Origin of the sequence: Kribbella italica, from assembly GCF_014205135.1 — a bacterium.
GTDB classification, from domain to species: Bacteria; Actinomycetota; Actinomycetes; order Propionibacteriales; family Kribbellaceae; genus Kribbella; species Kribbella italica.
Genome location: NZ_JACHMY010000001.1, coordinates 2,147,282 through 2,168,217, shown reverse-complemented (window position 1 = coordinate 2,168,217; position 20,936 = coordinate 2,147,282). Strand labels below are relative to the sequence as shown.

Sequence of the window (20,936 nt, the reverse complement as noted above, 5' to 3'; positions counted from 1 at the left end):
AGAGGCCGGTTGCCTGCGGCGCGGTGCCGGTGTGCCGTGCCGGGGCGCTCTCCTCGCAGGTACCGGCCACCTGAGTGGTGGCTGGTACTTGAGAGGCCGGTTGCTTGCGGCGCGGTGCCGGTGCGCCGGGGCGCGGCGTTCTCCTCGCAGGTACCGGCCACCTGAGTGGTGGCTGGTACTTGGTCAGGTCACGGTGCTTCCCACGCAAGTACCGGCCCTCGGGTAATTCGGCTGAGGTTCGGCGGTGGGGAGTGAAAGGATCGGGGCATGGAGCAACCGAGCTTGCGGGCGGGGCGGCTGGAGTTGGTGCCGTTGGGGGATGAGCACCTGGAGCTGGAGGTGCTGCTGGACTCGGATCCGGAGGTGATGCGGTATCTGGGTGGGCGGGCGCGGCCTCGGGAGGAGGTCGTGGTGGCGCACCGGCGGCGGATGGACGATGCGCGGCGGAATCCGGGGCTGGGGTTCTGGGTGGGGTTCGACGACGACGGGTTCGTGGGGTGGTGGATCTTGCGGCCGCCGTACGGGCCGGATCAGCCGAAGGTGGACGGTGAGGCCGAGCTCGGATACCGGCTGCTGCGGGATCGGTGGGGGCGGGGGTACGCGAGTGAGGGCTCGCGGGAGCTGCTGCGGTACGGGTTCGACGAGGTGGGGCTGGAGCGGATCTTCGCGCAGACGCTGACGGTGAACCTGGGGTCCCGGGCGACGATGGCCTCGCTGGGGCTGACCTTCGCGCGGGCTTTCCCGTCATCGCACGACGAGCCGGGCGCGGAGTACGGCGAGGTCGAGTACGAGATCAGGCCCGCGGACTGGCGTGCGTTCGTGCCGGTCAAGCGGCCGCGGTTGGTGGTGTTCGATCTGGACAACACGTTGATCGATCGGGACGGCGCGTTCCGGGCCTGGGCCGAGTGGTGGGTCGAGAAGGAAGGGCTGGGCCCCGACGCCCTCGCCTGGTTGCTGGCTGAGGACGAGGGCGGGTTCAAGCCGCGCGAGGAGCTGTTCGCCGGAGTGAAGGCGTTTGGCGTCGAGCGATCGGTGGAGGAACTGGTCGACGAGTACGACCGGGAGCATCCGCTGTTCACGTCAGTCGAGCCCGAGGTGCTGGAGGGAATCGCTCGGCTGCGCGAGGCCGGCTGGCGGGTTGCGGTGATCACGAATGGCGGGGTCGTGCAGCAGTCGCGGAAGCTCGAGCACACGGGGATCGGGGCCGCGGTGGACTATGCCTGCATCTCCGAGAGCGCCGGCGTCCGCAAGCCCGACCGCCGCATCTTCGCGCTCGCCGCCGAGCAGACCGGCGCGCGCCTCGAAGGCGGCTGGATGGTCGGCGACCACCCGGCGTACGACATCCTCGGCGGCATCAACGCCGGGATGCGCACGATCCAGGTCGGTCACCACCACGAGGGCCCGAAGGCCGACCACCACCTGGACTCGGTGATGGCCGCCTTCGACGTGATCCTCAGCTGAGGGCCTTCCGCAGTACGGCGTGGGCGCCGCGGACGATGGCGTCGCGGTTGGCCTCGTAGGTCGGGTCGGTGATCTCGGTCTTGTTCGCGAGGTCGAACTGGAGGACCGGGACGTGCAGGTGGCCGGCGGGCATCAGCGGGTCGAGGAGGTCGCGTTGGAGGGTGTTGCGGTAGGCGACCTCGTTGGACAGGTAGCCGCCGCCGGCGCCTTCGGAGGCGATGGAGCCGGGCGTCGGGCCTAGCGGCTGACGGACCGGCAGGGTCTGGCCGGCGGGGATCTCGAGGACCGACGTGTTGACCCGGGTGCGGAACGGGGCGACGTCGGCCTGGGCCATCCGGGCGGTCGGGAGGCTGGTGGTCAGCCACTCGGGGCCGGTGGGCATGCTCGGGGAGACGATCGGCGCGTTGATCGTGCCGCCGCTGAGGAGGTTGTTGTTGTCGCCGATCGAGCTGACCGAACGGCGCCGGCCGTTGAAGACCTCGAGGTCGAAGATGCCGACCCGGCCCTGGCTCGCGGTCATCACCAGGTCCGCGTGCTGCGGGCCGCGGCGGTAGTGGGGGGCGAGCGCGTCCTCGACCATGTTCTCGTCGAAGTCGGTGTACCGGACCGGGAACACGACGGTCTGGATCTCGTACGTCGTCCCGCCGGCGCGCCAGCGCCGGCCGTCCAGGGAGAGCGCGTTCGCGCCGGACGGGTTGCCGATCCGGATGTCCGCGTCGAGCGTGAACGGGTCGAAGCCGGTGACCAGGATCTTCTGGACGCCGGGGGAGAACCGGGTGCTCGTGATGCCGCGGGACGAGTACTCCAGGCTGCGGATCAGCTCGGTGCGGTCCGCCGTGCTGAGTCCGAACGAGGGCTTCCACTGGCGTAGCGCGAGGGCCATCGAGATGCGGGCCCAGTACAGGCCGCGGTCGTCGGTGGCCGGTAGAGCCGGCGCGGTCTGGGCGTGCTGGGCTCGGTAGGTCGCCGTACGCCAGAGTGCTTCGGCTTGGGCGCGTACGACGAGGCGGGCGGCCAGCTTGTTCGGCGCGGCGCAGAGCAGGTGGGTGAAGAGCTTCACCTGCTTGTCGAAGCCGGAGCGGACCAGGATCTGCGCGGGCACCGACGGGCCGCCGGCGACGCCGTTGTCGAGGCGTTGCTCCTCGACGGTGCCGGTGATCGCGGCGTCGAAGCACGAGCCGTGCTGGTCGAGCGGCTGGCTGTGCACCGCGATCGCGGCCGGTGCGGGAGTCGCGGTCAGGACGGTGCTGAGGGCCAGGGCGCCGACCATCAGGGATCGGGAAAGAGAGCTTGGGCGGAGTCTCATAAGGAGTTCCTATCAGGTTCTGGCGGCTCCGGCCGGACTTCGTGGGCTGTCGCGGGTATTGCAGACAGTATGCAATGCGCTACTTTCGGGAGACGGGGTCGCCCAGCTCCGCCGCCCGTGAGGAGAACTCCTGTGAGCCTGCCGCCTCCGCCTTCCCGTCGCCGCTTCCTGTCCAACGCGTTGGGGGCCAGTCTTGGCGCCAGTCTGGGGGTGGTGGTGCTGAGCTCTTGTCAGGACGCCGGTACGCCGTCGAGTGGTGCTTCTGGTCAGCTCGCGCCGGTGGTCGAACCGCCTGTCACCACGGGGGATCAGGCGCTGCAGCGGCTGCTGGAGGGGAACGCTCGGTTTGTTGCCAACCGCACCGAAGCGATCGACGAGGGAGTGGACCGAAGAGTTGCCGTGAGCAAGGGTCAGCAGCCGTTCGCGACGGTGATCGGGTGTGTGGACTCGCGGGTGCCGATCGAGCTGGTCTTCGACCGGGGGCTCGGCGATCTGGTCGTCGTACGGAGTGCTGGTGAGGCGCTGGACCACTCGGTGACGGGGAGCTTGGAGTTCGGGGTCGCGGAGCTGAAGACGCCGTTGCTGATGGTGCTCGGGCACCAGCGGTGCGGGGCGATCGACGCGACGATCAAGGCAATGGACAGCCATCGCACCGGCGGGCACTCGGGGGAGATCGGCTACCTGGTCGACACGCTGTCCCCGGCCGTCCGGCAGGTCACCGGAAAGCCGGGGGACAGATTGGAGAACGCCGTCCACGCCAATGTCCAGCACGTCCTCGCCGAGCTGCGAAAGTCCCCGGTCCTGGGACCACTGGAGAAGTCCGGCAAGGTGAAGCTGGTCGGCGCCTACTACGAACTGGACACCGGCAAGGTCGTCGTCCTCTAGACGATCTGGGTCAGGTGGCCGTCGTCTACGTCGTACATGAAGCCGCCGACCAGGACGTCGTCGCCGATCAGGGGGTGTTCGCGGACGGCGGCCACGTCGTGGCGGAGGGCCTCGAGTTGGTCGGGGATGACGTTGAGGGTGAGGTAGGCGGCCGGGAGGCCGGAGGCTCTCTCGACCTTTTCGCGCATCTGGTCCTCGGTCATCGAGGCCATCGCGCAGCGGGTGTGCGGGATGACCATGATGCGGCGGACGCCGAGCAGGTGGACGCCGAGGACCAGGCCGGTCATCGTCAGTTCGGTGACGCGGCCGCCGGCGCTGCGCAGGACCTTGGCGTCGCCGGGCTTGAGGCCGAGCAGCTCGAGCGGCGGGATGCGTGAGTCCATGCAGGTGACGACGCCGACGCCGGCATGGGCGATGCCGTCGAAGCCGCCGTACGAGAAGTTCTTGGCGTAGTCGGCGTTGGCCGCGAGGAGGTCCTCGAAGCCGGGGACCGGCCCCTCGGCGCTCATCGGGGACCACCCGGAACTACGGTGCCGGCACGCAGGATCGACATGGCGAAAGGCTCCTTTCCACAGGATTCCGGGCGGGGAGGGTCGGCGGGATCGCTGGTCACCTGGACCTGCCAGGTCCGGCCGTCGGTGTGGGCGACGGTGACGGTGTCCAGCTCCTCCGTGACGACGCTGAGCGCGTCCAGGACAACCTCGCCAGTGAGGTTGCGGACGGCGATCTCGGCGACTTGGCCGCGCTTGGTCCAGGTGGACCGGCCGCGCAGCGTTTCCACAACGGTTTCACCGCGGTCCGCGGCGTCCAGTACGGCGACCGCGGACTCCACGGTCAACTGGCCGTGCAACGTCCCCGCCGGCAGCACGGCCGCCGTCGGGGAGAACCTGTGTCCACTCAGGTGCGACGACTCCCACACCCGGCCCGGTACCCGCGCGGACAGCCCGGCCACCAGAGGCCGGCCCAGAATCGCGCAGCACTCGTCGCGCTTGCCGTTCGTGCAGACGAGCAGCACCGGCTGAGCGACGGGCGACAATTCCGGGAGCGAGGCCCGTACGGCGGCGAGGTCACCGCGGGCGATCGCGTCGAGGTCGAGCGCGGAGAGCCGCAACGGGTCGTCGACGCAGCCGCCGAGCATCCAGCAGCGACCGGGCGCGGTGCTGGCGACGTACACCTGATGCGAGCGCGGTACGGCATCCGCGTGCTTGCCCGGGCTGCGGATCGTGCCGAAGCGCAGGTCGGCCTTCTTGCACCGCGCGTCGATCCGCGCCCCGAACTCGGCGTCGAGATGACTCTGCGTGGCGACCTTGGCACCCCACGGGCCGGGCTGTTCGACGACGACCCACCCGGCGGCCTCGGCGGCCGTGCCGGGCATCGGCTCGTTGAGGTCCCGGCAGATCGTCGAGCAGAGCGCGGGTCTGCCGGGTAAGGGTGCACTCACAGCCCTCAACGGTACGCGAGGCGGGCCGGGTTCCCCATGACGGTCGTCACCCGTGGACAACCCGCCGCCGCCCGAGCAGGACGACAGCCAGTACGGCGGCCGCGAACGCGCAGACCGCGGCCCCGGCGAAGATGGTGTGCACCTGGGAGATCGCCGCCTCGCGGAGCGCGTCGACGAACGGCCGGCAGGTGCCGGGACTGGCCGGGCACAGCTCGTTCGGCGAGGGGATGTCCTCGGTCAGCGCGTAGTACCGGCGCAGTCCGATCGCGGTCAGCGCGGAGACGCCGACCAGCATGCCGACCATCCGGGCGACGACGACCAGCGCGCTGACCAGTCCGTGGCTGTCCTCCGGGGTGGCGCCGAGCATCGCCGTGTTGACCGGCGAGAGCGCGAGGCCGAAGCCGAATCCGCAGCCGAGCAGCACGAGGGTCGCCGGCACCGTGTCGAGCGCGTCGCGGCCCCAGAACGCCATCAGGACGAACATCAGCCCGGCCAGCGCGAGTCCGGCGGCGGTGATCAGGCCGAGGCCGTAGCGCCGGGTGAGCCAGCCGCCGGCGACGGCGCCGAGCGGGAGGGCGATCAGGAACCGCAGGAGGACGAGTGCGGCGGAGAGCTGGCCGCCGCCTTGCGTCGTACGGGCGAAGACGGGGATGTCGACGAGGGCCGCGATCAGCGCGGCGCCGACGAGAAAGCTGACCAGGAGGGATCCCCAGGCTGCTTTGTCGCGGAGGAGGCCTGCGGGGATGATCGCGCGCGGAGTTCGACGTTGCCAGGCGGCGAAGGCGACGGCGAAGACGGCGGCTCCGATCAGCAGCCACGGGCCGGCGGGGGAGAGGACCTCGCGCTCGGGGTCGGCGGTGGCGAAGGCCAGGACGACGCCGGCCAAGGCGAGGGCGAGAAGGAGGGCGCCGACCAGGTCGATCTGGGCCAGGGCGCGGAGGTCGGTCTTGCGGAGGAGCAGCACCAGCCAGGCGATCAGGAGGACCGCGGTGACGGCGCCGATCGGTGTCAGGAGGCGGGAGTCACCGGTGAAGGGGACGAAGGGGAGTCCCAGCGTGATGCCGCTGGCCAGTCGCTCGGGTGCGGTGAGGGTCAGGCCCAGCGCGATGCAGGCGAGGAGACCGACGGCGGCTGAGATCGGCGGGCGTTGGCGGCCGCGGAGGAGGACGGCGAGCACGACGGCGACGACGAGGTTGAGCCAGAAGATGTAGCGCCAGTCGGCGACGGCCAGGACAGCTGCGCCGAGCAGCGGGCCGAGGACCGAGCCGAGCTCCTGGACCGCGCCGACCACGCCGAGCGGGAGTCCGCGTTTGGCGGGTGGCCAGAGGTCGGCGACGAGCGCCAGGGTCGCGGGGACCAGGCCACCACCGCCGATGCCTTGCAGGAAGCGGCCGGTGACGACGAGGGAGAGGTCGTACGCCGCGGCGGTGATCAGCGAGCCCACGGCGAACAGCAGCAGCGCGCCGACCAGCACCGGCGTCCGGCCGACCACGTCGGTGATCCGGCCGATCAGCGGCAGGACCGCGATGTAGCCGAGCAGGAAGCCGGAGATGATCGGCGCCGCCCGCTGGAGCTGGTCCGCGGACAGGCCGACCCCGGACATCATGTCCGGCAGGGCCAGGACGACCACGTAGGTGTCGGCCGCCGCAAAGGCCACGGCGATGGATGCAAGAGTCAGGCGGGTCCGAGCACTTCCCACTGCCGTGGCCTCGCTCACGGCTTGGCGATCTCCACCTGTTCGCCGTACCGGTCGAGGGTGAGGTCGTAGCTGCTGGTGGCGCCGTCGTAGAACGGGCCGGTGATCGTTGCCGACACCAACTGCTTGGTGTCCTTGTCGATCTTGAAGCTGCTCGGGAAGTCCTCGTCCGCGGGTGCCTTCGGGAAGATGCCCTGCAGCGTCTTGCCCTGGACCGCGCCGGTGATCTCGGTCAGCACCTTCGCGCCGTCCCGCGTCTCACCCTTGATCACCGGGTCCTTCAGGGTCGGCAGCACCGCCGTGACGCCCTTGGCCGGGTCGAGCAGGATCGCCGGGTCGGGCGCGCCGAGACCGGCCAGCTGCGACGGCGGCAGCTCGATGAACTTCGGCGTGAACGGCAGCTTGGCGTAGACCTTGCCGCCGACCGCGACCACGTCGGCGTCGATCGGCGACCCGGCCGCGCGCACGGTCAGCTTGCCCTTGAACGCCGGCGCGTGGGTCGCGACGCCGTCGCCCTTGGCCAGTGTCTGCGCCGTGTCCGGCAGGTCACGCCCGGTCAGTACGACGTGAACGCTCGACGCTTCGTCGATCGTCTTCTTCACGTCGGTCAGCAGCGCCACCGGGTCGTCGCCGGACTTGCCGCCGCCCGCGTCCTTCTTGTCACTGCAGCCGGTCAGCGCGAGCACGAGCACCGCACCGACCGCGACCAGTCTCTTCATGGGGTCAGCCTGCCAGGTCCGGGGCGCAGGCGGCGATCGGCTGGGCCACCGGTACGCCGGAACCGTCGCGCCGCGGGTCGATCGGCGGCAGCTCCACCGGCGCGCCGCTGGTCGCGCTGGCCTTGATCGGCGCCGTACCGATGAAGCCGAACAGCAGTCCGTCCTCGCCCTTGAGCAGGCGCTGGCACCGGACACCGCCGGTCGCGCGGCCCTTGGCCGGGTATTCGCTGAAGGGCGTCACCTTGACCGCGCCGACCTCCGTGCCGGGCAGGGCCGACGAGGAGCCGGCGATCGTGACGACGTGCGCCTCACGGGCGCTGTCGACGGCGCCGAAGTAGACGACCTTCGCGCCGGCCGTCAGGCGGATGCCCGCCATGCCTCCCGCCGTACGGCCTTGTGGGCGGACCGCCGAGGCGCTGAAGTGCAGCAGCTGGGCGTCGCTGGCGATGAAGCAGAGCTCCTCCTCGCCGGTGGTCAGCTCGACCGCGCCGACGACCTGGTCGCCGTCGGCGAGCCGGATGACCTCCCAGGAGTCGCGGTTGCTCAGGTGGTCGGGCACGATCCGCTTGACCACGCCGGTCGCCGTACCGACGGCCAGGCCGATGGACTCGGGGTCCATCGTGGTCAGCGCGAGCGCGCGCTCGCCCGGCTCGAGCTCGACGAACTCGGCGATCGGCGCGCCACCCTGCAGGTTCGGCGCGCTGGCCGTGGTCGGGACGGCCGGGAGGTCGAGCGACTCCAGCCGGATCAGCCGGCCGGCGCTGGTGACCAGGCCGTACTGGCCGCGGGCAGTGCTCTTGATCGCGGACACGATCGCGTCGTGCTTGGCCCGGCCGTCCGCTTCACCGAACGGCTCGACGCCGTTGGTCCGGGCCAGCAGGCCGGCCGAGCTCATCAGCACCCAGCACGGGTCGTCGGTGACCTCGAGCGGTACGGCGGCGGTCTTGGCCGCGCCGGACGACTCCAGCAGGACGGTTCGGCGCGGCGTGCCGTAGGTCTTCGCGATGTCGGCGAGCTCGTCGCCGACGATCTTCTTCAGCAGCTGCTCGTTGTCGAGGATCGCGGCCAGCTTCTCGATCGTCGCCTCGAGCTCGGCCTTCTCGGTGTCCAGCTCGAGCTTGGAGAACTTCGTCAGCCGGCGCAGCGGCATGTCCAGGATGTAGTTGGTCTGCACCTCGGTCAGGTCGTAGATGTCCATCAGCCTGGTCCGCGCGGCGGCCGCGTCGTCGCTGGTCCGGATGATCTGGATGACCTCGTCGATGTCGAGGATCGCGATCAGCAGGCCGTCGACGATGTGCAGCCGGTCCTCGGCCTTCTTCTTGCGGAACTCGCTGCGCCGCCTGGTGACGAGGTAGCGGTGTTCCAGGTACACCTCGAGCAGCGCGCGCAGCCCGAGCGTCTGGGGCTGGCCGTCGACCAGGCAGACCGCGTTGATGGAGAACGAGTCCTCCAGCGGGGTCAGCTTGTACAGCTGCTCCAGCAGCGCCTCGGGGACGAAGCCGTTCTTGACCTCGATCACCAGCTGGGTGCCGTGGGTGCGGTCGGTCAGGTCCTTGACGTCGGCGATGCCCTGCAGCTTCTTGGCCTGGACCAGGGTCTTGATCTTCTCGATCACCTTCTCCGGGCCGACCGTGTACGGCAGCTCGGTGACCACGATGCCCTTGCGGCGCGGGGTGACGTTCTCGATCCGGGCGGTGGCGCGCATCTTGAAGCTGCCGCGACCGGCCGCGTAGGCGTCCTTGATGCCTTCCAGGCCGACGATCTTGCCGCCGGTCGGCAGGTCCGGGCCGGGGATGAACCGCATCAGGTCGTCGAGGTCGGCGTCCGGGGTCTTGATCAGGTGCCGCAGGGCCTGGATCACCTCGATCAGGTTGTGCGGGGCCATGTTGGTGGCCATCCCGACCGCGATGCCGGCGGCGCCGTTGACGAGCAGGTTCGGGAAGGCGGCCGGGAGCACCGACGGCTCTTCCTCGCGGCCGTCGTAGTTCGGCTTGAAGTCGACGACGTCCTCGTCGAGGCCGTTCGTCATCGCCAGCGCGGACGGCGCCATCCGGCACTCCGTGTACCGCATCGCGGCGGGGCCGTCGTCGAGGGAGCCGAAGTTCCCGTGGCCGTCGATCAGCGGGACGCGCATCGACCACGGCTGGGCCGTCCGGACCAGGGCGTCGTAGATCGCGCCGTCGCCGTGCGGGTGGTACTTACCCATCACTTCACCGACGACGCGGGCGCTCTTCACGTGGCCGCGGTCGGGACGGATGTTGTTCTCCGCCATCGAGAACAGGATCCGCCGCTGCACCGGCTTGAGGCCGTCCCGGGCGTCCGGGAGCGCCCGGGAGTAGATCACCGAGTAGGCGTACTCCAGGAAGCTGGTGCGCATCTCGTCGGAGACGTCGACGTCGAGAATGCGCTCCTCGAAGTCCTCGGGTTCGGCGGTGGTGCTGGAACGGCGTGCCATGCGGGTCTGTGTACTCCTCGGTGGTGCCGGCTGTTACGCGGCCGCGGCGGTCGGGCGGCAGCGCCATTGTCCCCGGTCACCCCCGCGATCCACGGCAGCGACCCGGCCCAATCGCGCCAACCCTACGACGCCCCACGGACAACCCGCGCCACCCGCCCGGAACTGCTCCGGACCGCCCGGAATGCGGTGCGGCTACTCCGTGGCGGCCGAGGGGTGGGAGTGACGGAGGATGAAGGCGGTCGGGGCCAGCGCCGAGCCGGCGGTGAGGACCAGGCAGATCACGCCGATGCCGAGCAGGGTGCCCCAGGGGACCGTGGTGGGGACGTCGGTGAGACCCTCGCTCATCGCGTGGCGGATGAGGGCGCCGACGGTGACCGTGATGACGGTGCCCAGGGTAAGAGCGACCGCGCCGACCAGCGTCGACTCCCACAGGACCATCCGGCGGATCTGCGCCGGAGTCGCGCCGAGCAGGCGGGACGTGACGAACTCCCGGCCGCGCTGGAGGCTGCCCATCAGGAGCGTGTTGACGATGGCGATCGCGCTGTAGAGGGCGGCGGGGCCGAGCAGGAGGACCAGCCCGAGCTGGTTGCCGTCGCGGACGCCCTGGCCTTGTTCGGCCTCCCAGGTCGTGGCCGGTACGGCGTGCGCTCCGGGGACGGTGTTGAGCGAATCGATCAGCCGGCTCGTGTCGGCGCCGGGCTCGGGAAGCACGAACCACCGGGTCGGCTGGGCCTTGGGGTCGTGCGCGTGCGCGAACTCCTGCGAGACGAGCATCGACGCGTTGACCTCGAGCGCCGTACGGACGATCGCGACCACCTTCAGCTGCGTAGTGCCGCCGTCGGTGAAGGTGACGGGGATGTCCGAGCCGACCTTGTACCCCTCGAAGCCGGCGAGTTCCTTGCTGATGGCAACGGTATTGGCGCCGGAGAGGCCGGTGAGATCGCCGGAGAGCGCTTCCAGGCGGCGCGCACGGGGTGCGACGGCGGTGTCGATGCCCTCGGCGCTCTCGAGGTCGGCTGAGTCGGCGTCGGTGCGGATGACGGTGAGCGGGATCGCTCCGTCGGCCGACGAAACACCCGGAGTTCCGAGAATGTCCTGGCCGAGGTCGTCCGCGCCGGTGACGACGATCGGGGCGAGCAGCGTGTCGCGGATGCTCGCGGTGGACGCGTCGGCGGCGAAGCTCAGCGTGAGCACCATCGAGCCGGCGATCGCGGAGATGGCCAGGATCGGCGCCGCCAACGACGCCGTACGGCGAGGTGCCGCGACCACGTTGCTCTTGGCGAGCCGGCCCGAGACGTTCGTCCAGGCGACCAGCGGGACGGCGAGCAGGCGCCCGATCGTCGGGACGACCAGCGGCGCGAGCAGCGTGAGCGCGACCACGAGCAGCATCGGCGTGAACATCGCCAGCGGGATCACCCCCTCACCCGTCCCCGGCCGGATCAGCGCCAGCAGCACGATCGAACCGGCCAGGACCAGTACGCCGAACACCACGCGCACCGGACCGATCCGCGGCGGTTCCAGCGCGGCCTCCCGCAGCGCGTCGACCGCGCCGATCCGGCCGGCGCGTCGCGCGGCCGAGCGGGCGCCGAGCATCGCGACGACGATCCCGATGCCCATCGCGATCGCGAGCGCGACCCACGGGCTGGCGGGTTCGAGCTTCACCGGCGCGAGCTCGGTGTAGGACGCCTTCGCGAGCAGCAGTGGCGTCGCGAGCTGGGCGAGGATCGCGCCGGTGACGGATGCGGCGAGCGCGACGACGAGCGCCTCGCCGAGGATCATCCGGCGGATCTGCTTCGGTGTTGCACCGACCAGGCGGAGCAGTCCGATCTCGCGGCGGCGGGACGCGACCGCGAAGGCAAACGTGCTGGCGATGACGAAGATCGTGATGAACCCGCTGATCGTGCCGACCATGCTGAGCACGACCTGCAGGCCGGACACGTCCTCGCCGGTCGGGTTGACGTGCACGGTCTGCGGGACGGTGCCGTCGCCGCCGGGGAGGTGGACGGCGATCGTCGACCCGGGCGGTGCGTCGTACGCGATGGTGGCGGCGGTGGCCGTCGCGGCGAGGCCGAGCAGGAAGACACCGACGGCGAGGGCGACGAAGGAACCGGCGTACAGGGAGCGGTGGCGGCTGACGGTCTGGCGGCTGAGGAAGAACATCAGCGCTCCAGGTCGCTCATCGCGGCGGCGATCTGCTGCGGGGTGCCGCGGTCGAGCGAGCCCGCGACGACGCCGTCGGACAGGAACAGCACGCGATCGGCGTACGCGGCGGCGACCGGGTCGTGGGTGACCATGACGACGGTCTGGCCGCTGCGATCGGTTGCTGTGCGCAACAGTTCGAGGACCTGGCGGCTGGTGGTGCTGTCGAGGGCGCCGGTCGGTTCGTCGGCGAAGAAGACGGCCGGCTGGGTGATCAGCGCGCGGGCGATCGCGACGCGCTGCTGCTGGCCGCCGGAGAGTTCGGCGGGGCGGCGCTTGGCCTTGTCCTCCAGGCCGACCTGCCGGAGGACGTCGTGCACGTCGGTACGCCGCGGCCGCTTGCCGGTGAGACGGAGCGGGAGCGCGACGTTGTCGTAGACGGTGAGCGAGGGGAGCAGGTTGTAGGCCTGGAACACGAAGCCCATCTGCTCGCGGCGGAGCTTGGTGAGCGCTACCTCGTTGAGCCCGTGCAGCGGGATGCCGTTGAGTACGACGGCGCCGGTGCTGGGCTTGTCGAGGCCTGCCGCGCACTGCAGGAGGGTCGACTTGCCCGAGCCGGAGGGGCCCATGACGGCGGTGTAGGAGCCGCGCTGGAAGTGGTAGGTCACACCGCGCAGAGCGTCGACGGCACCGGCCTTGGACTTGTAGGTCTTGGTGATCCCGTCCAGCAACAGAGCAGGGGGATGGTGGGGGTGCGGGTCGCCCTGGAGCCCAGGCGGCTGCGCCGCCGGGCGGTGGGTGCCCGCAGCGGTGGGATGCTGGGCGATCGCCGGTTGGGGGTGCTGAGGCACGGTCCTGGTCATGGTTCTAGCGAACCGTCTGCCATGGCTCGGCGCGCTGGCTTGTGGGGGACTGTCGAGGTAGCGCCTGAGCTACCGTGCGGCGGCCTCGCGGGGACCTAGGGTTGCGGTGTGCAGCGACCGGAGTCGGCTTGGGCGGCGCTGACGATGCGGAGGTACCTCGTGTCGTCATGGCCCTGGCGGAGCTATGCCTACCTGCTCAGCTCGGTGCCGGTCGGCGTACTGACGATCGCGGTGCTGCTGGTCTCCGTCGGGGTGAGTGCGGTGCTGAGCCCGATCGTGGTCGGGGTGCTGCTGCTGACGCTCTTCCCCTTGTACGGCGTCGTCATCGGGAGCGTCGAGCGGTGGCGGGCGCGGCTGGTGCTGCCCAGTGGCATCGCGAGCCCGCACGCGAAGCTGCCACCGACCATGACCCGGCGGGAGCGGCTCAAGTTCCGCCGGCGCGAGCAGGCTTCGCTGCGGTCGCTCGGGTACGGCGTACTGCTTGGCACGTTCGTCTGGATCTTCAGCGCGGCATTCGCCGGGATGAGCGCCGCGGTCCTCGTGCTCACCGTGCTGGCCCCGATGATCGCGACCGACGACGAGATGGGCATGGGGCCGTGGATCCTCGACACGACCGGCGAGGGGTTTCTGTTCCTGTTCGTCTTCGGGCCGTGCTTCTACGTCGTGTCGTCGTACCTGCTCGGCGTACTGGCTGCAGCCGAGGCCTCCCTGGCCAAGGCGCTGCTGGGCCCACGGGAGGAGGAACTGCGTCGCAACGTCGCGGAGTTGCGACGATCCCGCCTGGACCTGGTCGACGCGTTCGAGACCGAGCGGGCCCGGATCGAGCGGCACCTGCACGACGGTGTGCAGCAGCGTCTGGTCGGGCTCACCATGACGCTCGGACTGGCTGAGCTGGACCTGCCGGAGGGTGAGAGCAAGCGGCTGGTCGTCAAGGCGCACGGCGAGGCCGAGGCCGCGCTGGCTGACCTGCGCGAGGCGGTGCGCGGCATCCACCCGCGGGTGCTCGTCGACCTGGGGCTGGAGGCCGCCGTACGGGAGGTGGCGGACCGGATGCCGCTGCCGGTCGCCGTACAGGTGTCGCTGCCGGACCGCCTGCCGGCGCCGATCGAGGCGGCGGCGTACTTCTTCGTCAGCGAGACACTGGGCAACGTCGCCAAGCACGCCGGCGCGACCAACTGCCACGTCCAGGCCTGGGTCAACCGCGACCGCCTGGTCGTGACGGTGACTGACGACGGCCAGGGCGGCGCCGACCCGGCACAGGGGACCGGGCTGACCGGGCTGGTGACCCGGCTGGACGCTCTGGGCGGCACACTCGACCTGTCCAGCCCACCGGGTGGGCCTACGCGACTACGGATGGAGTGCCCGTGCCGGCTCGACGACTGAGCATCGTGCTCGCCGAGGACTCGATGCTGCTGCGTGAGGGGCTGGCCAGCATTCTCGACCGCGCCGGTCACGAGGTCCGCGACGCCGTCGGGGACGGGGACGCGCTGCTGGCCGTCGTACGGAAGTCGCCGCCGGATGTCGTCATCACCGACGTGCGGATGCCGCCCGGGCACAGCGACGAGGGGCTGCGCGCGGCGGCGGCGATCCGGGCCGAGCTGCCGGCGATCGGCATCCTGGTGCTGTCGCAGTACGTCGCCGACGCCTATCTGTCGTCGTTGCTGGAGACAACGACCGGTGGGATCGGGTACTTGCTGAAGGACCGGGTCGGGCACGTGACGGAGTTCCTCGCGTCGCTCGATCGGGTGGCTGAAGGCGGGACGGTGGTCGATCCCGAGGTCGTGCGTCAGCTGCTGGCGCGGCGGCGGGACGACGGGCCACTGGCGGCGCTGACGCCGCGCGAGCTGGAGGTGCTCGCGCTGATGGCCGAGGGGCGGGTGAACGCTTCGATCGCCGCCGAACTGGTGGTCAGTGAGGCGGCGGTGCGGAAGCATGTGGGGAACATCTTCGCGAAGCTGCAGCTCGAGGACGGGCTGGATCGGCGGGTGTCCGCCGTACTGACCTACTTGCGGCGTCAGGCGTGAGGTTGTTCGGCGAGAGAGGATTGCTGCATGGCGAACTGGGCTGACGAGAGCGACATCCGGAAGATCCTGGCCGACTGCCAGACGTGGGCCGTGGTTGGCCTGTCGAACAACACCAGCCGGGCGGCGTACGGCGTCGCGCGGTTCCTGCAGCAGCACGGGAAGCGGATCGTGCCGGTGCATCCGTCCGCGGAGACCGTGCACGGTGAGCAGGGGTACGCGACGCTGGCGGACGTGCCGTTCCCGGTCGACTGCGTGGACGTGTTCGTGCGGTCCGACCTGGCCGGCGCGATCGCGGACGAGGCGGTGGGAATCAACGCGCGCGCGGTCTGGTTCCAGCTGGATGTGGAGGACCCGGACGCCTTCACCCGGACGACGGCCGCGGGACTGACGATGGTGATGAACCGCTGCCCGGCGATCGAGTGGGGACGCCTGGGCCCGAACTGACCGTTTCCGTTCAGAGGGGTTCACATGTTCACGATCGACACGTCCACGCCGTTCGGCGCGCGGATCGAGAAGCAGCTGGCGGGCGAGCAGGTGCTCTGGCTGACGACCGTCGGCAAGTCCGGTACGCCGGCGCCGAATCCGGTGTGGTTCTCCTGGAACGGGCGGGAGCTGCTGGTGTTCTCGCAGCCGGCGAAGGCGAAGGTGCGCAACGTGGAGAGTCAGCCCCGGGTGGCGCTGCACTTCAACGCGACGTTCACGGGTGGGGACGTCGGGGTGATCTCGGGGTCCGCGGTAGTGGATCCTGCCGGGCCTTCGGAGGAGGAGAGGGCGGTGTACGACGCCAAGTACGCCGAGGGGCTGGCGAGTTTGAGCATGTCGCCGGCGGATTTCCACGCAGACTACTCGGTGCTTTTGCGGATCACGCCGGACAAGCTGCGGGGCTTCTGACAGACAGGTTTCTCACCAGCATCTTTCAAGTACCAACCACCTGATGGGTGGTTGGTACTTGAAAGAAGTGTTGGGTCAGTTCAGATAGCCCTCGACGGTGTCGGCGGAGCGGGACTGGGCGTCGTCGGGGTTGTCGCCGAACTCGCGCTTGGCGCGGCGCTGGCGCAGGAGGTCCCAGCACTGGTCCAGCTCGACCTCGAGGGCGCGCAGGCGGGCCTTCTCGTCGGCGTCGTCGACCTGGCCGGCGGCGTGCTTGGTGCGCAGGTCGTGCTCCTCGGCCACGAGGCCGTTGATGCGGTGGAGGATGCTGTTGTCGTCGGTCATGAGGAAACCGTACGCCCGTCCGGCAGCGCGGCGCGGGCCAGCAGTTCGGTGGTGACCAGGATGGCGAGCGCCTCGGCGGCGATCAGGCCGAGCAGGACCACGAGCTGGAGTGCCGCCGCAGCGGTCGGCGACGCTCCGCCGAGGACCATGCCGACGAAGGCGCCGGGCAGGGTGACCAGGCCGACCGTCCGGGTCTGGTCGAGCGCGGGCAGCAGCGCGTCGCCCGCGGTCGGACTGGCGACGAGTTTGAAGGCGTCCGCCGGCAGCAGTCCGATCGACAGGCCGGCCTCGTACTCGCCGAAGCGGGCGCCGTACTCGTGCAGCAGGCGCCGGCCGGCGAGCGTGGTCGCGTTCATCGCGCCGCCGATGATGATGCCGCCCATCGGGAGAATCGTCTCGGGGTTGCGCGGGACGACGCCCGGTAGGATGAGCAGCAGCAGGACGACGCACGCGCTGCCGCCGATCGCGAGCGCGCAGTACGCAAGCTGACGCGGGACGACCGCCGTGGACCGGAGCCGGCGGGTGCTGGTGATCGTGGCGACGGTCAGCATCACGCCGACGAAGGCGAGCGCACCCCAGATCGTCTGCAGCGCGAAGCCGACGACCGCGCCGACCAGGGCGAGCTGGAGGACGGCGCGGATCGCCGCGGTGACGATGCCTTTGTCGTGCCGCAGCTGGGCGAGCCGCGATGCTCCTACGGCAATGGCTACCAGCAACGGCAGGACTACGAAGGCGGCTACTCCCAGGCCGGTGTCCGTCGACATCCCGCCATTTCACCACCTTCTGTGGCGAGGCCGGCGGCGATGCGGCCGATGAGGTCGTCATGGGCTGAGGCCGCACCGGCCGGTAAGAGGAGTAGGAGGGGCCGGCATCAGCCCCGGCTCAGGGCTGCTGGAAGTCGGCTTCGTCGTAGGCGTGTTCCGGGGTGTTGCCTGCGGCGACCTTTTCGGCTTCGTCCGTGCGGAGCTCGACCCGGCGGATCTTGCCGGAGATCGTCTTCGGCAGGTCGGCGAACTCGAGGCGCCGGATGCGTTTGTACGGCGCCAGGTGCTCGCGGCAGAACTGCAGGATCTCCGCCGCCAGCTCCCGCGACGGCTCCCGCCCAGCAGCCAGTACGACGTACGCCTTCGGCACCGACAGCCGGACCGGGTCCGGCGACGGCACGACCGCCGCCTCGGCGACGGCCGGGTGCTCGATCAGGACCGACTCGAGCTCGAACGGCGAGATCCGGTAGTCGCTGGCCTTGAACACGTCGTCCGAGCGGCCGACGTACGTGATGTAGCCGTCCTCGTCGCGGCGCGCGACGTCGCCGGTGTGGTAGAAACCGCCGCGCATCACCTCGTCGGTGAGCGCCTTGGCGTCGCGGTAGCCGCGCATCAGCGGCACCGGCGGGGGAGCGAGCTCGATGCAGATCTCACCGTCGTCGCCGATCGCGTCCGTGCCCGCGTCGACCAAGGCGATCGAGTACCCGGGCAGCGGCCGGCCCATCGAGCCGAGCTTGACCGGCTGGCCGGGCGGGTTCCCGATCTGCGCGGTCGTCTCGGTCTGGCCGTAGCCGTCGCGGATGGTGATGCCCCAGGCGTTGCGGACCTGCTCGATCACCTCGGGGTTGAGCGGCTCACCGGCGGAGATGCACTCGCGGACCGCGACCTCGACCGCGGACAGATCGGCCTGGATCAGCATCCGCCAGACCGTCGGCGGCGCGCAGAAGGTGGTCACGCCGTACGTCTGCAGCACCCGCAGCATCTTCTCGGCGTCGAAGCGCGCGTAGTTGTAGAGGAACACCGTCGCGCCCGCGTTCCACGGCGCGAACACGTTGCTCCACGAGTGCTTGGCCCAGCCGGGCGACGACACGTTCAGGTGCACGTCGCCGGGCTGCAGGCCGATCCAGTACATCGTCGACAGATGACCGACCGGGTAGCTGACCTGGGTGTGCTCGACCAGCTTCGGCTCGCTGGTCGTGCCGGACGTGAAGTAGAGCAGCAGCGAGTCGTCGGCCGCGGTGTCGACCTCGGGCACCGGGCCGTCGTACTGGCGGGTGTCCTCGTAGTCGAGCCAGCCGTCGACCGGCTCGCCGATGGCGACGCGCAGGCAGTGGTCGGCGACGCCGTCGTACCGGGTCGCGTCGGCGCTCGCCGTGACCACAGCCCGTACGCCGCCACGCGTGATGCGGTCGGCCAGGTCGGCGTCGGTGAGCAGGGTCGTCGCCGGGATCATCACCGCGCCGGCGCGGATGCAGCCGAGCATGACCTCCCACAGCGGCACGGTGTTGCCGAGCACGATCAGCACCCGGTCGCCCGGCTGCAGCCCGTGCTGGGTGAGCCAGCCGGCCACCTGACGCGACCGCTCGGCCATCTCGGCGTAGGTCAGCGAGTTGACCTCGCCGTCCTCCTCGACGATGGTCAGCGCCGGGACCTCGGGCTGCTCGACCGCGAGCGCGTCGAACCAGTCCCGCGCCCAGTTGAACCGGTCGAAGGCCGGCCAGCTGAAGTCCCGGTACGCCGTGTCGTAGTCCTCCCGGTACGCGATCAGGAAGTCGCGCGCGTCACGGAAGGCCCGGGTGTTGTCCGAGGTGCTCTGTTCCTCGCTCATGCACCGCACTCTTCCCGACGCCGGTGCTGACGGCAATCTGCCCGCGCGGCGAGCGCCACCACCGGTACGACGCCGAGCGCCAGGACGCCACCTGCAGCAGCGAGGAGCGGGTAGCCGGCTTCGGCGACGACCACGCCGGAGACCAGTCCGCCGAAGGCACCGGCTACGGCGATGCACACGTCGACCAGGCCCTGTGTGCTCGCACGGGTGGCAGGCGGGACAGCTGCGGTGACGATCGCTGTGCCGCTGACCAGGCCGAGGTTCCAGCCCAGGCCTAGCAGGGCGAGTGCGACTGCCAGCCCTGCGACGGAGTAGGTAGTCGCCGCGACGAGCCCGGCCGCCAGCAGGGTCAGGCCGGAGGCGGTGGCGATGAGGACACTGCTGTAGCGGTCGACGAGCCAGCCGGTCAGGGGAGAGGGCAGGTACATGGCCGCGAGGTGGATCGCGATGACCACCCCTGCCGCCACCGTTCCGTGTCCGTGGTGCTGCAGGTGGACGGGCGTCATGGTCATGATGGCGACCATCACCACCTGGGTGATCACCATGACCAGCGTGCCGGCGGTCACTCCCGTACGGCGCTGGTCGGGCTGAGCGCTTGGTTGGTCTGGTGTGGCGTCCTCGACAGTGCGGGCCAGCAGCAACGGGTCAGGGCGCAGCCAGACCGCGAGGACCAGTGCGGCGATCGCGTACGCCGCACCGGCGAGCAGGAACGGCCCGGCCAGGTAGGGGATGCCGAGACCGGCTGAGAGGTCGCCTGTCGGCGCGGCCAGGAGGGGGCCGGCCACGCCGCCCACAGTGGTGGCCACGAGCACGGTCGACACTGCCCGAGCCCGGTGCGCTGGGGAGGCCAGGTCGGCTCCGGCGTACCGGGCTTGCAGGTTGGTCGACGTACCGGCGCCGTAGACGAACAGCCCGGCGAAGAACAGGGCTGGGCTGTCGGCGACCGCGCCTGCGATCACACCGGCACTGCCGATCGCGCCGAGCAGGTAGCCGGTGGCCAGGCCCGGACGGCGGCCGTGGGACTGTGAGATGCGCGCGACGATCGCGGCAGCCAGTACTGAGCCGGCCGTGCCGAGTGCGCTGGGTAGACCGGCGAGGCTGGTGGAGTTGAGCAGCTCCTGCGCGAGCAGCGACCCGACCGTTACGCCGGCAGCTAGTCCTGCGCCGCTGAGGATCTGAGCGGCGACGAGGACGACGAGAGTACGGCGTTGGGTCGCGGCGGTGAGGGCCGCTTCGGTCACTGCGTGAGGCCGAGGTCCAGGCGGTCGGCCAGTCCGGCGGTGGTGAACGCGGCGACGATTTCGTCGCGGCCCTCGGTGAAGTGGGACCAGCTGTCGTAGTGGACGGGGACCACTCGGGTTGCATCGAGCAGGCGGGCCGCTTCGGCAGCCTGCGTGCTGTCGAGGACGAGCGGCGCGCCGTCGAACAGGGCGGGAATGCGGGGAGCCCCGGCGAACAGGATGGCCGTGTCGATCGCCCCGAACTTGTCGGCGACCTCCTGCACCGCGGCGAGCGAGGCGTTGTCGCCGCTGACGTAGACGGTCGGCAGGCCGTCGCCGGTCAGGACGAACCCGACGACCTGGCCGGTGAACGGCTCGACGTCCTCGCGCTCGCCCGGACCGTGGACGGCGGGCACGCCCGTCACGGTGATCGTGGTGCCGGGACCGGTTGGGGTGTCGCTGCGCCCGGTACCAGCCGGGGTGGGGCTGCTGCCGGTACCGGCTGAGGTGTCGCTGCCGTCGGCGTCTGGCCCGGAACCCAGTTGGATCGACTGCCAGTTGGCCAGTCCTTTGGCGTTGCCGCCCAGCCGCTCGGCTCCGGCGGGTGTGGTGAGGGTCAGTGGTACGTCGGCGAGCAGCGCGCGCCCGGTGTGGTCGAGGTTGTCGGGGTGCTCGTCGTGGGAGAGCAGGACGACGTCGATGCGGCCGAGGTCGGCCGGGTGGCCGGATGCCGGCGCGGTCTTGTGCAGGCTCCTCGACCCGCCCCGCGCGTAGTCGCCCGGCTCGTCGAAGGTCGGGTCGGTGAGGAACCGCAGCCCGCCGTACTCGAAGACGGCGGTCGGGCCGCCCAGGACGCGGACCGGGAAGTGCTCGGTGACCATGGTTCTTCCTCACGGATAGACGATGCTGAACCCGTGAGA

Annotated in this window: 19 protein-coding genes; 6 read left to right on the top strand and 13 right to left on the bottom strand. The window is 70.6% G+C overall.

The genetic code is table 11. The annotated features are described in order from the left end of the window. The first annotated feature begins 267 nt into the window (after window positions 1–267). Window positions 268–1,461: a GNAT family N-acetyltransferase gene (locus tag HDA39_RS42220; RefSeq protein WP_238356022.1), complete on the top strand. Its 1,194-nt coding sequence runs from the start codon at window positions 268–270 to the stop codon at window positions 1,459–1,461. Here the strand turns inward: HDA39_RS42220 and HDA39_RS10165 are convergent. Continuing rightward, entirely contained in the window at window positions 1,454–2,767 is a 1,314-nt protein-coding gene (locus HDA39_RS10165; RefSeq protein WP_184794976.1) for a pyroglutamyl-peptidase I, read from the bottom strand. The genes HDA39_RS42220 and HDA39_RS10165 overlap by 8 nt on opposite strands. Window positions 2,768–2,899: 132 nt before the next feature. Between HDA39_RS10165 and HDA39_RS10160 the strand changes: the two genes are divergently transcribed. Then, window positions 2,900–3,652 (top strand): carbonic anhydrase, encoded by a 753-nt coding sequence (locus HDA39_RS10160; protein WP_337925697.1) that lies wholly within the window; start codon window positions 2,900–2,902, stop codon window positions 3,650–3,652. Here HDA39_RS10160 and HDA39_RS10155 read toward each other — a convergent pair. From HDA39_RS10155 to HDA39_RS10125, 7 genes are all read right to left on the bottom strand, one after another. After that, complete coding sequence (locus HDA39_RS10155) at window positions 3,649–4,161, bottom strand: beta-class carbonic anhydrase (protein WP_184794974.1); 513 nt, start codon at window positions 4,159–4,161, stop codon at window positions 3,649–3,651. The two genes, HDA39_RS10160 and HDA39_RS10155, sit on opposite strands and share 4 nt — an antisense overlap. Further along, window positions 4,158–5,093, bottom strand: coding sequence for a sucrase ferredoxin (locus tag HDA39_RS10150; RefSeq protein WP_184794973.1), 936 nt, complete (start codon window positions 5,091–5,093; stop codon window positions 4,158–4,160). Before HDA39_RS10150 ends, HDA39_RS10155 begins: the two co-directional genes overlap by 4 nt. 46 nt (window positions 5,094–5,139) lie before the next feature. Then, on the bottom strand, window positions 5,140–6,750 hold the full coding sequence (locus tag HDA39_RS10145; protein ID WP_337925696.1) for an MFS transporter: 1,611 nt from the start codon (window positions 6,748–6,750) through the stop codon (window positions 5,140–5,142). Between the two features lie 56 nt (window positions 6,751–6,806). After that, on the bottom strand, window positions 6,807–7,508 hold the full coding sequence (locus HDA39_RS10140; RefSeq protein WP_184794971.1) for an LppX_LprAFG lipoprotein: 702 nt from the start codon (window positions 7,506–7,508) through the stop codon (window positions 6,807–6,809). 4 nt (window positions 7,509–7,512) lie between these two features. Further along, window positions 7,513–9,963, bottom strand: a complete 2,451-nt coding sequence (locus tag HDA39_RS10135; protein ID WP_184794970.1) for a DNA gyrase/topoisomerase IV subunit A — start codon at window positions 9,961–9,963, stop codon at window positions 7,513–7,515. Between the two features lie 192 nt (window positions 9,964–10,155). Beyond that, the gene (locus HDA39_RS10130; RefSeq protein WP_184794969.1) at window positions 10,156–12,123 is read right to left on the bottom strand and encodes an FtsX-like permease family protein; all 1,968 of its coding nucleotides are present in this window, start codon (window positions 12,121–12,123) and stop codon (window positions 10,156–10,158) included. Then, on the bottom strand, window positions 12,123–12,965 hold the full coding sequence (locus HDA39_RS10125; RefSeq protein WP_238356021.1) for an ABC transporter ATP-binding protein: 843 nt from the start codon (window positions 12,963–12,965) through the stop codon (window positions 12,123–12,125). The genes HDA39_RS10130 and HDA39_RS10125 overlap by 1 nt, the downstream gene beginning before the upstream one ends. Before the next feature lie 108 nt (window positions 12,966–13,073). Between HDA39_RS10125 and HDA39_RS10120 the strand changes: the two genes are divergently transcribed. From HDA39_RS10120 to HDA39_RS10105, 4 genes are read left to right on the top strand one after another with little or no spacing between them, the layout of a single operon-like run. Next, window positions 13,074–14,348, top strand: coding sequence for a sensor domain-containing protein (locus HDA39_RS10120; protein WP_184794968.1), 1,275 nt, complete (start codon window positions 13,074–13,076; stop codon window positions 14,346–14,348). Beyond that, entirely contained in the window at window positions 14,330–14,989 is a 660-nt protein-coding gene (locus HDA39_RS10115) for a response regulator (protein ID WP_184794967.1), read from the top strand. The genes HDA39_RS10120 and HDA39_RS10115 overlap by 19 nt, the downstream gene beginning before the upstream one ends. A gap of 27 nt (window positions 14,990–15,016) precedes the next feature. Then, window positions 15,017–15,433 (top strand): CoA-binding protein, encoded by a 417-nt coding sequence (locus HDA39_RS10110; protein WP_184794966.1) that lies wholly within the window; start codon window positions 15,017–15,019, stop codon window positions 15,431–15,433. A gap of 24 nt (window positions 15,434–15,457) precedes the next feature. Next, on the top strand, window positions 15,458–15,880 hold the full coding sequence (locus HDA39_RS10105) for a TIGR03667 family PPOX class F420-dependent oxidoreductase (RefSeq protein WP_184794965.1): 423 nt from the start codon (window positions 15,458–15,460) through the stop codon (window positions 15,878–15,880). A gap of 75 nt (window positions 15,881–15,955) precedes the next feature. Here HDA39_RS10105 and HDA39_RS10100 read toward each other — a convergent pair whose 3' ends face one another. From HDA39_RS10100 to HDA39_RS10080, 5 genes are all read right to left on the bottom strand, one after another. Then, window positions 15,956–16,204 (bottom strand): DUF2630 family protein, encoded by a 249-nt coding sequence (locus tag HDA39_RS10100; RefSeq protein WP_184794964.1) that lies wholly within the window; start codon window positions 16,202–16,204, stop codon window positions 15,956–15,958. Next, the gene (locus tag HDA39_RS10095; protein ID WP_184794963.1) at window positions 16,201–16,968 is read right to left on the bottom strand and encodes an ABC transporter permease; all 768 of its coding nucleotides are present in this window, start codon (window positions 16,966–16,968) and stop codon (window positions 16,201–16,203) included. The genes HDA39_RS10100 and HDA39_RS10095 overlap by 4 nt, the downstream gene beginning before the upstream one ends. A 118-nt stretch (window positions 16,969–17,086) precedes the next feature. Further along, entirely contained in the window at window positions 17,087–18,796 is a 1,710-nt protein-coding gene (locus HDA39_RS10090) for an AMP-binding protein (protein ID WP_184794962.1), read from the bottom strand. After that, window positions 18,793–20,037 (bottom strand): MFS transporter, encoded by a 1,245-nt coding sequence (locus tag HDA39_RS10085; protein ID WP_184794961.1) that lies wholly within the window; start codon window positions 20,035–20,037, stop codon window positions 18,793–18,795. The genes HDA39_RS10090 and HDA39_RS10085 overlap by 4 nt, the downstream gene beginning before the upstream one ends. Next, window positions 20,034–20,897: an MBL fold metallo-hydrolase gene (locus HDA39_RS10080; protein WP_184794960.1), complete on the bottom strand. Its 864-nt coding sequence runs from the start codon at window positions 20,895–20,897 to the stop codon at window positions 20,034–20,036. The genes HDA39_RS10085 and HDA39_RS10080 overlap by 4 nt, the downstream gene beginning before the upstream one ends. Window positions 20,898–20,936: the final 39 nt, after the last annotated feature.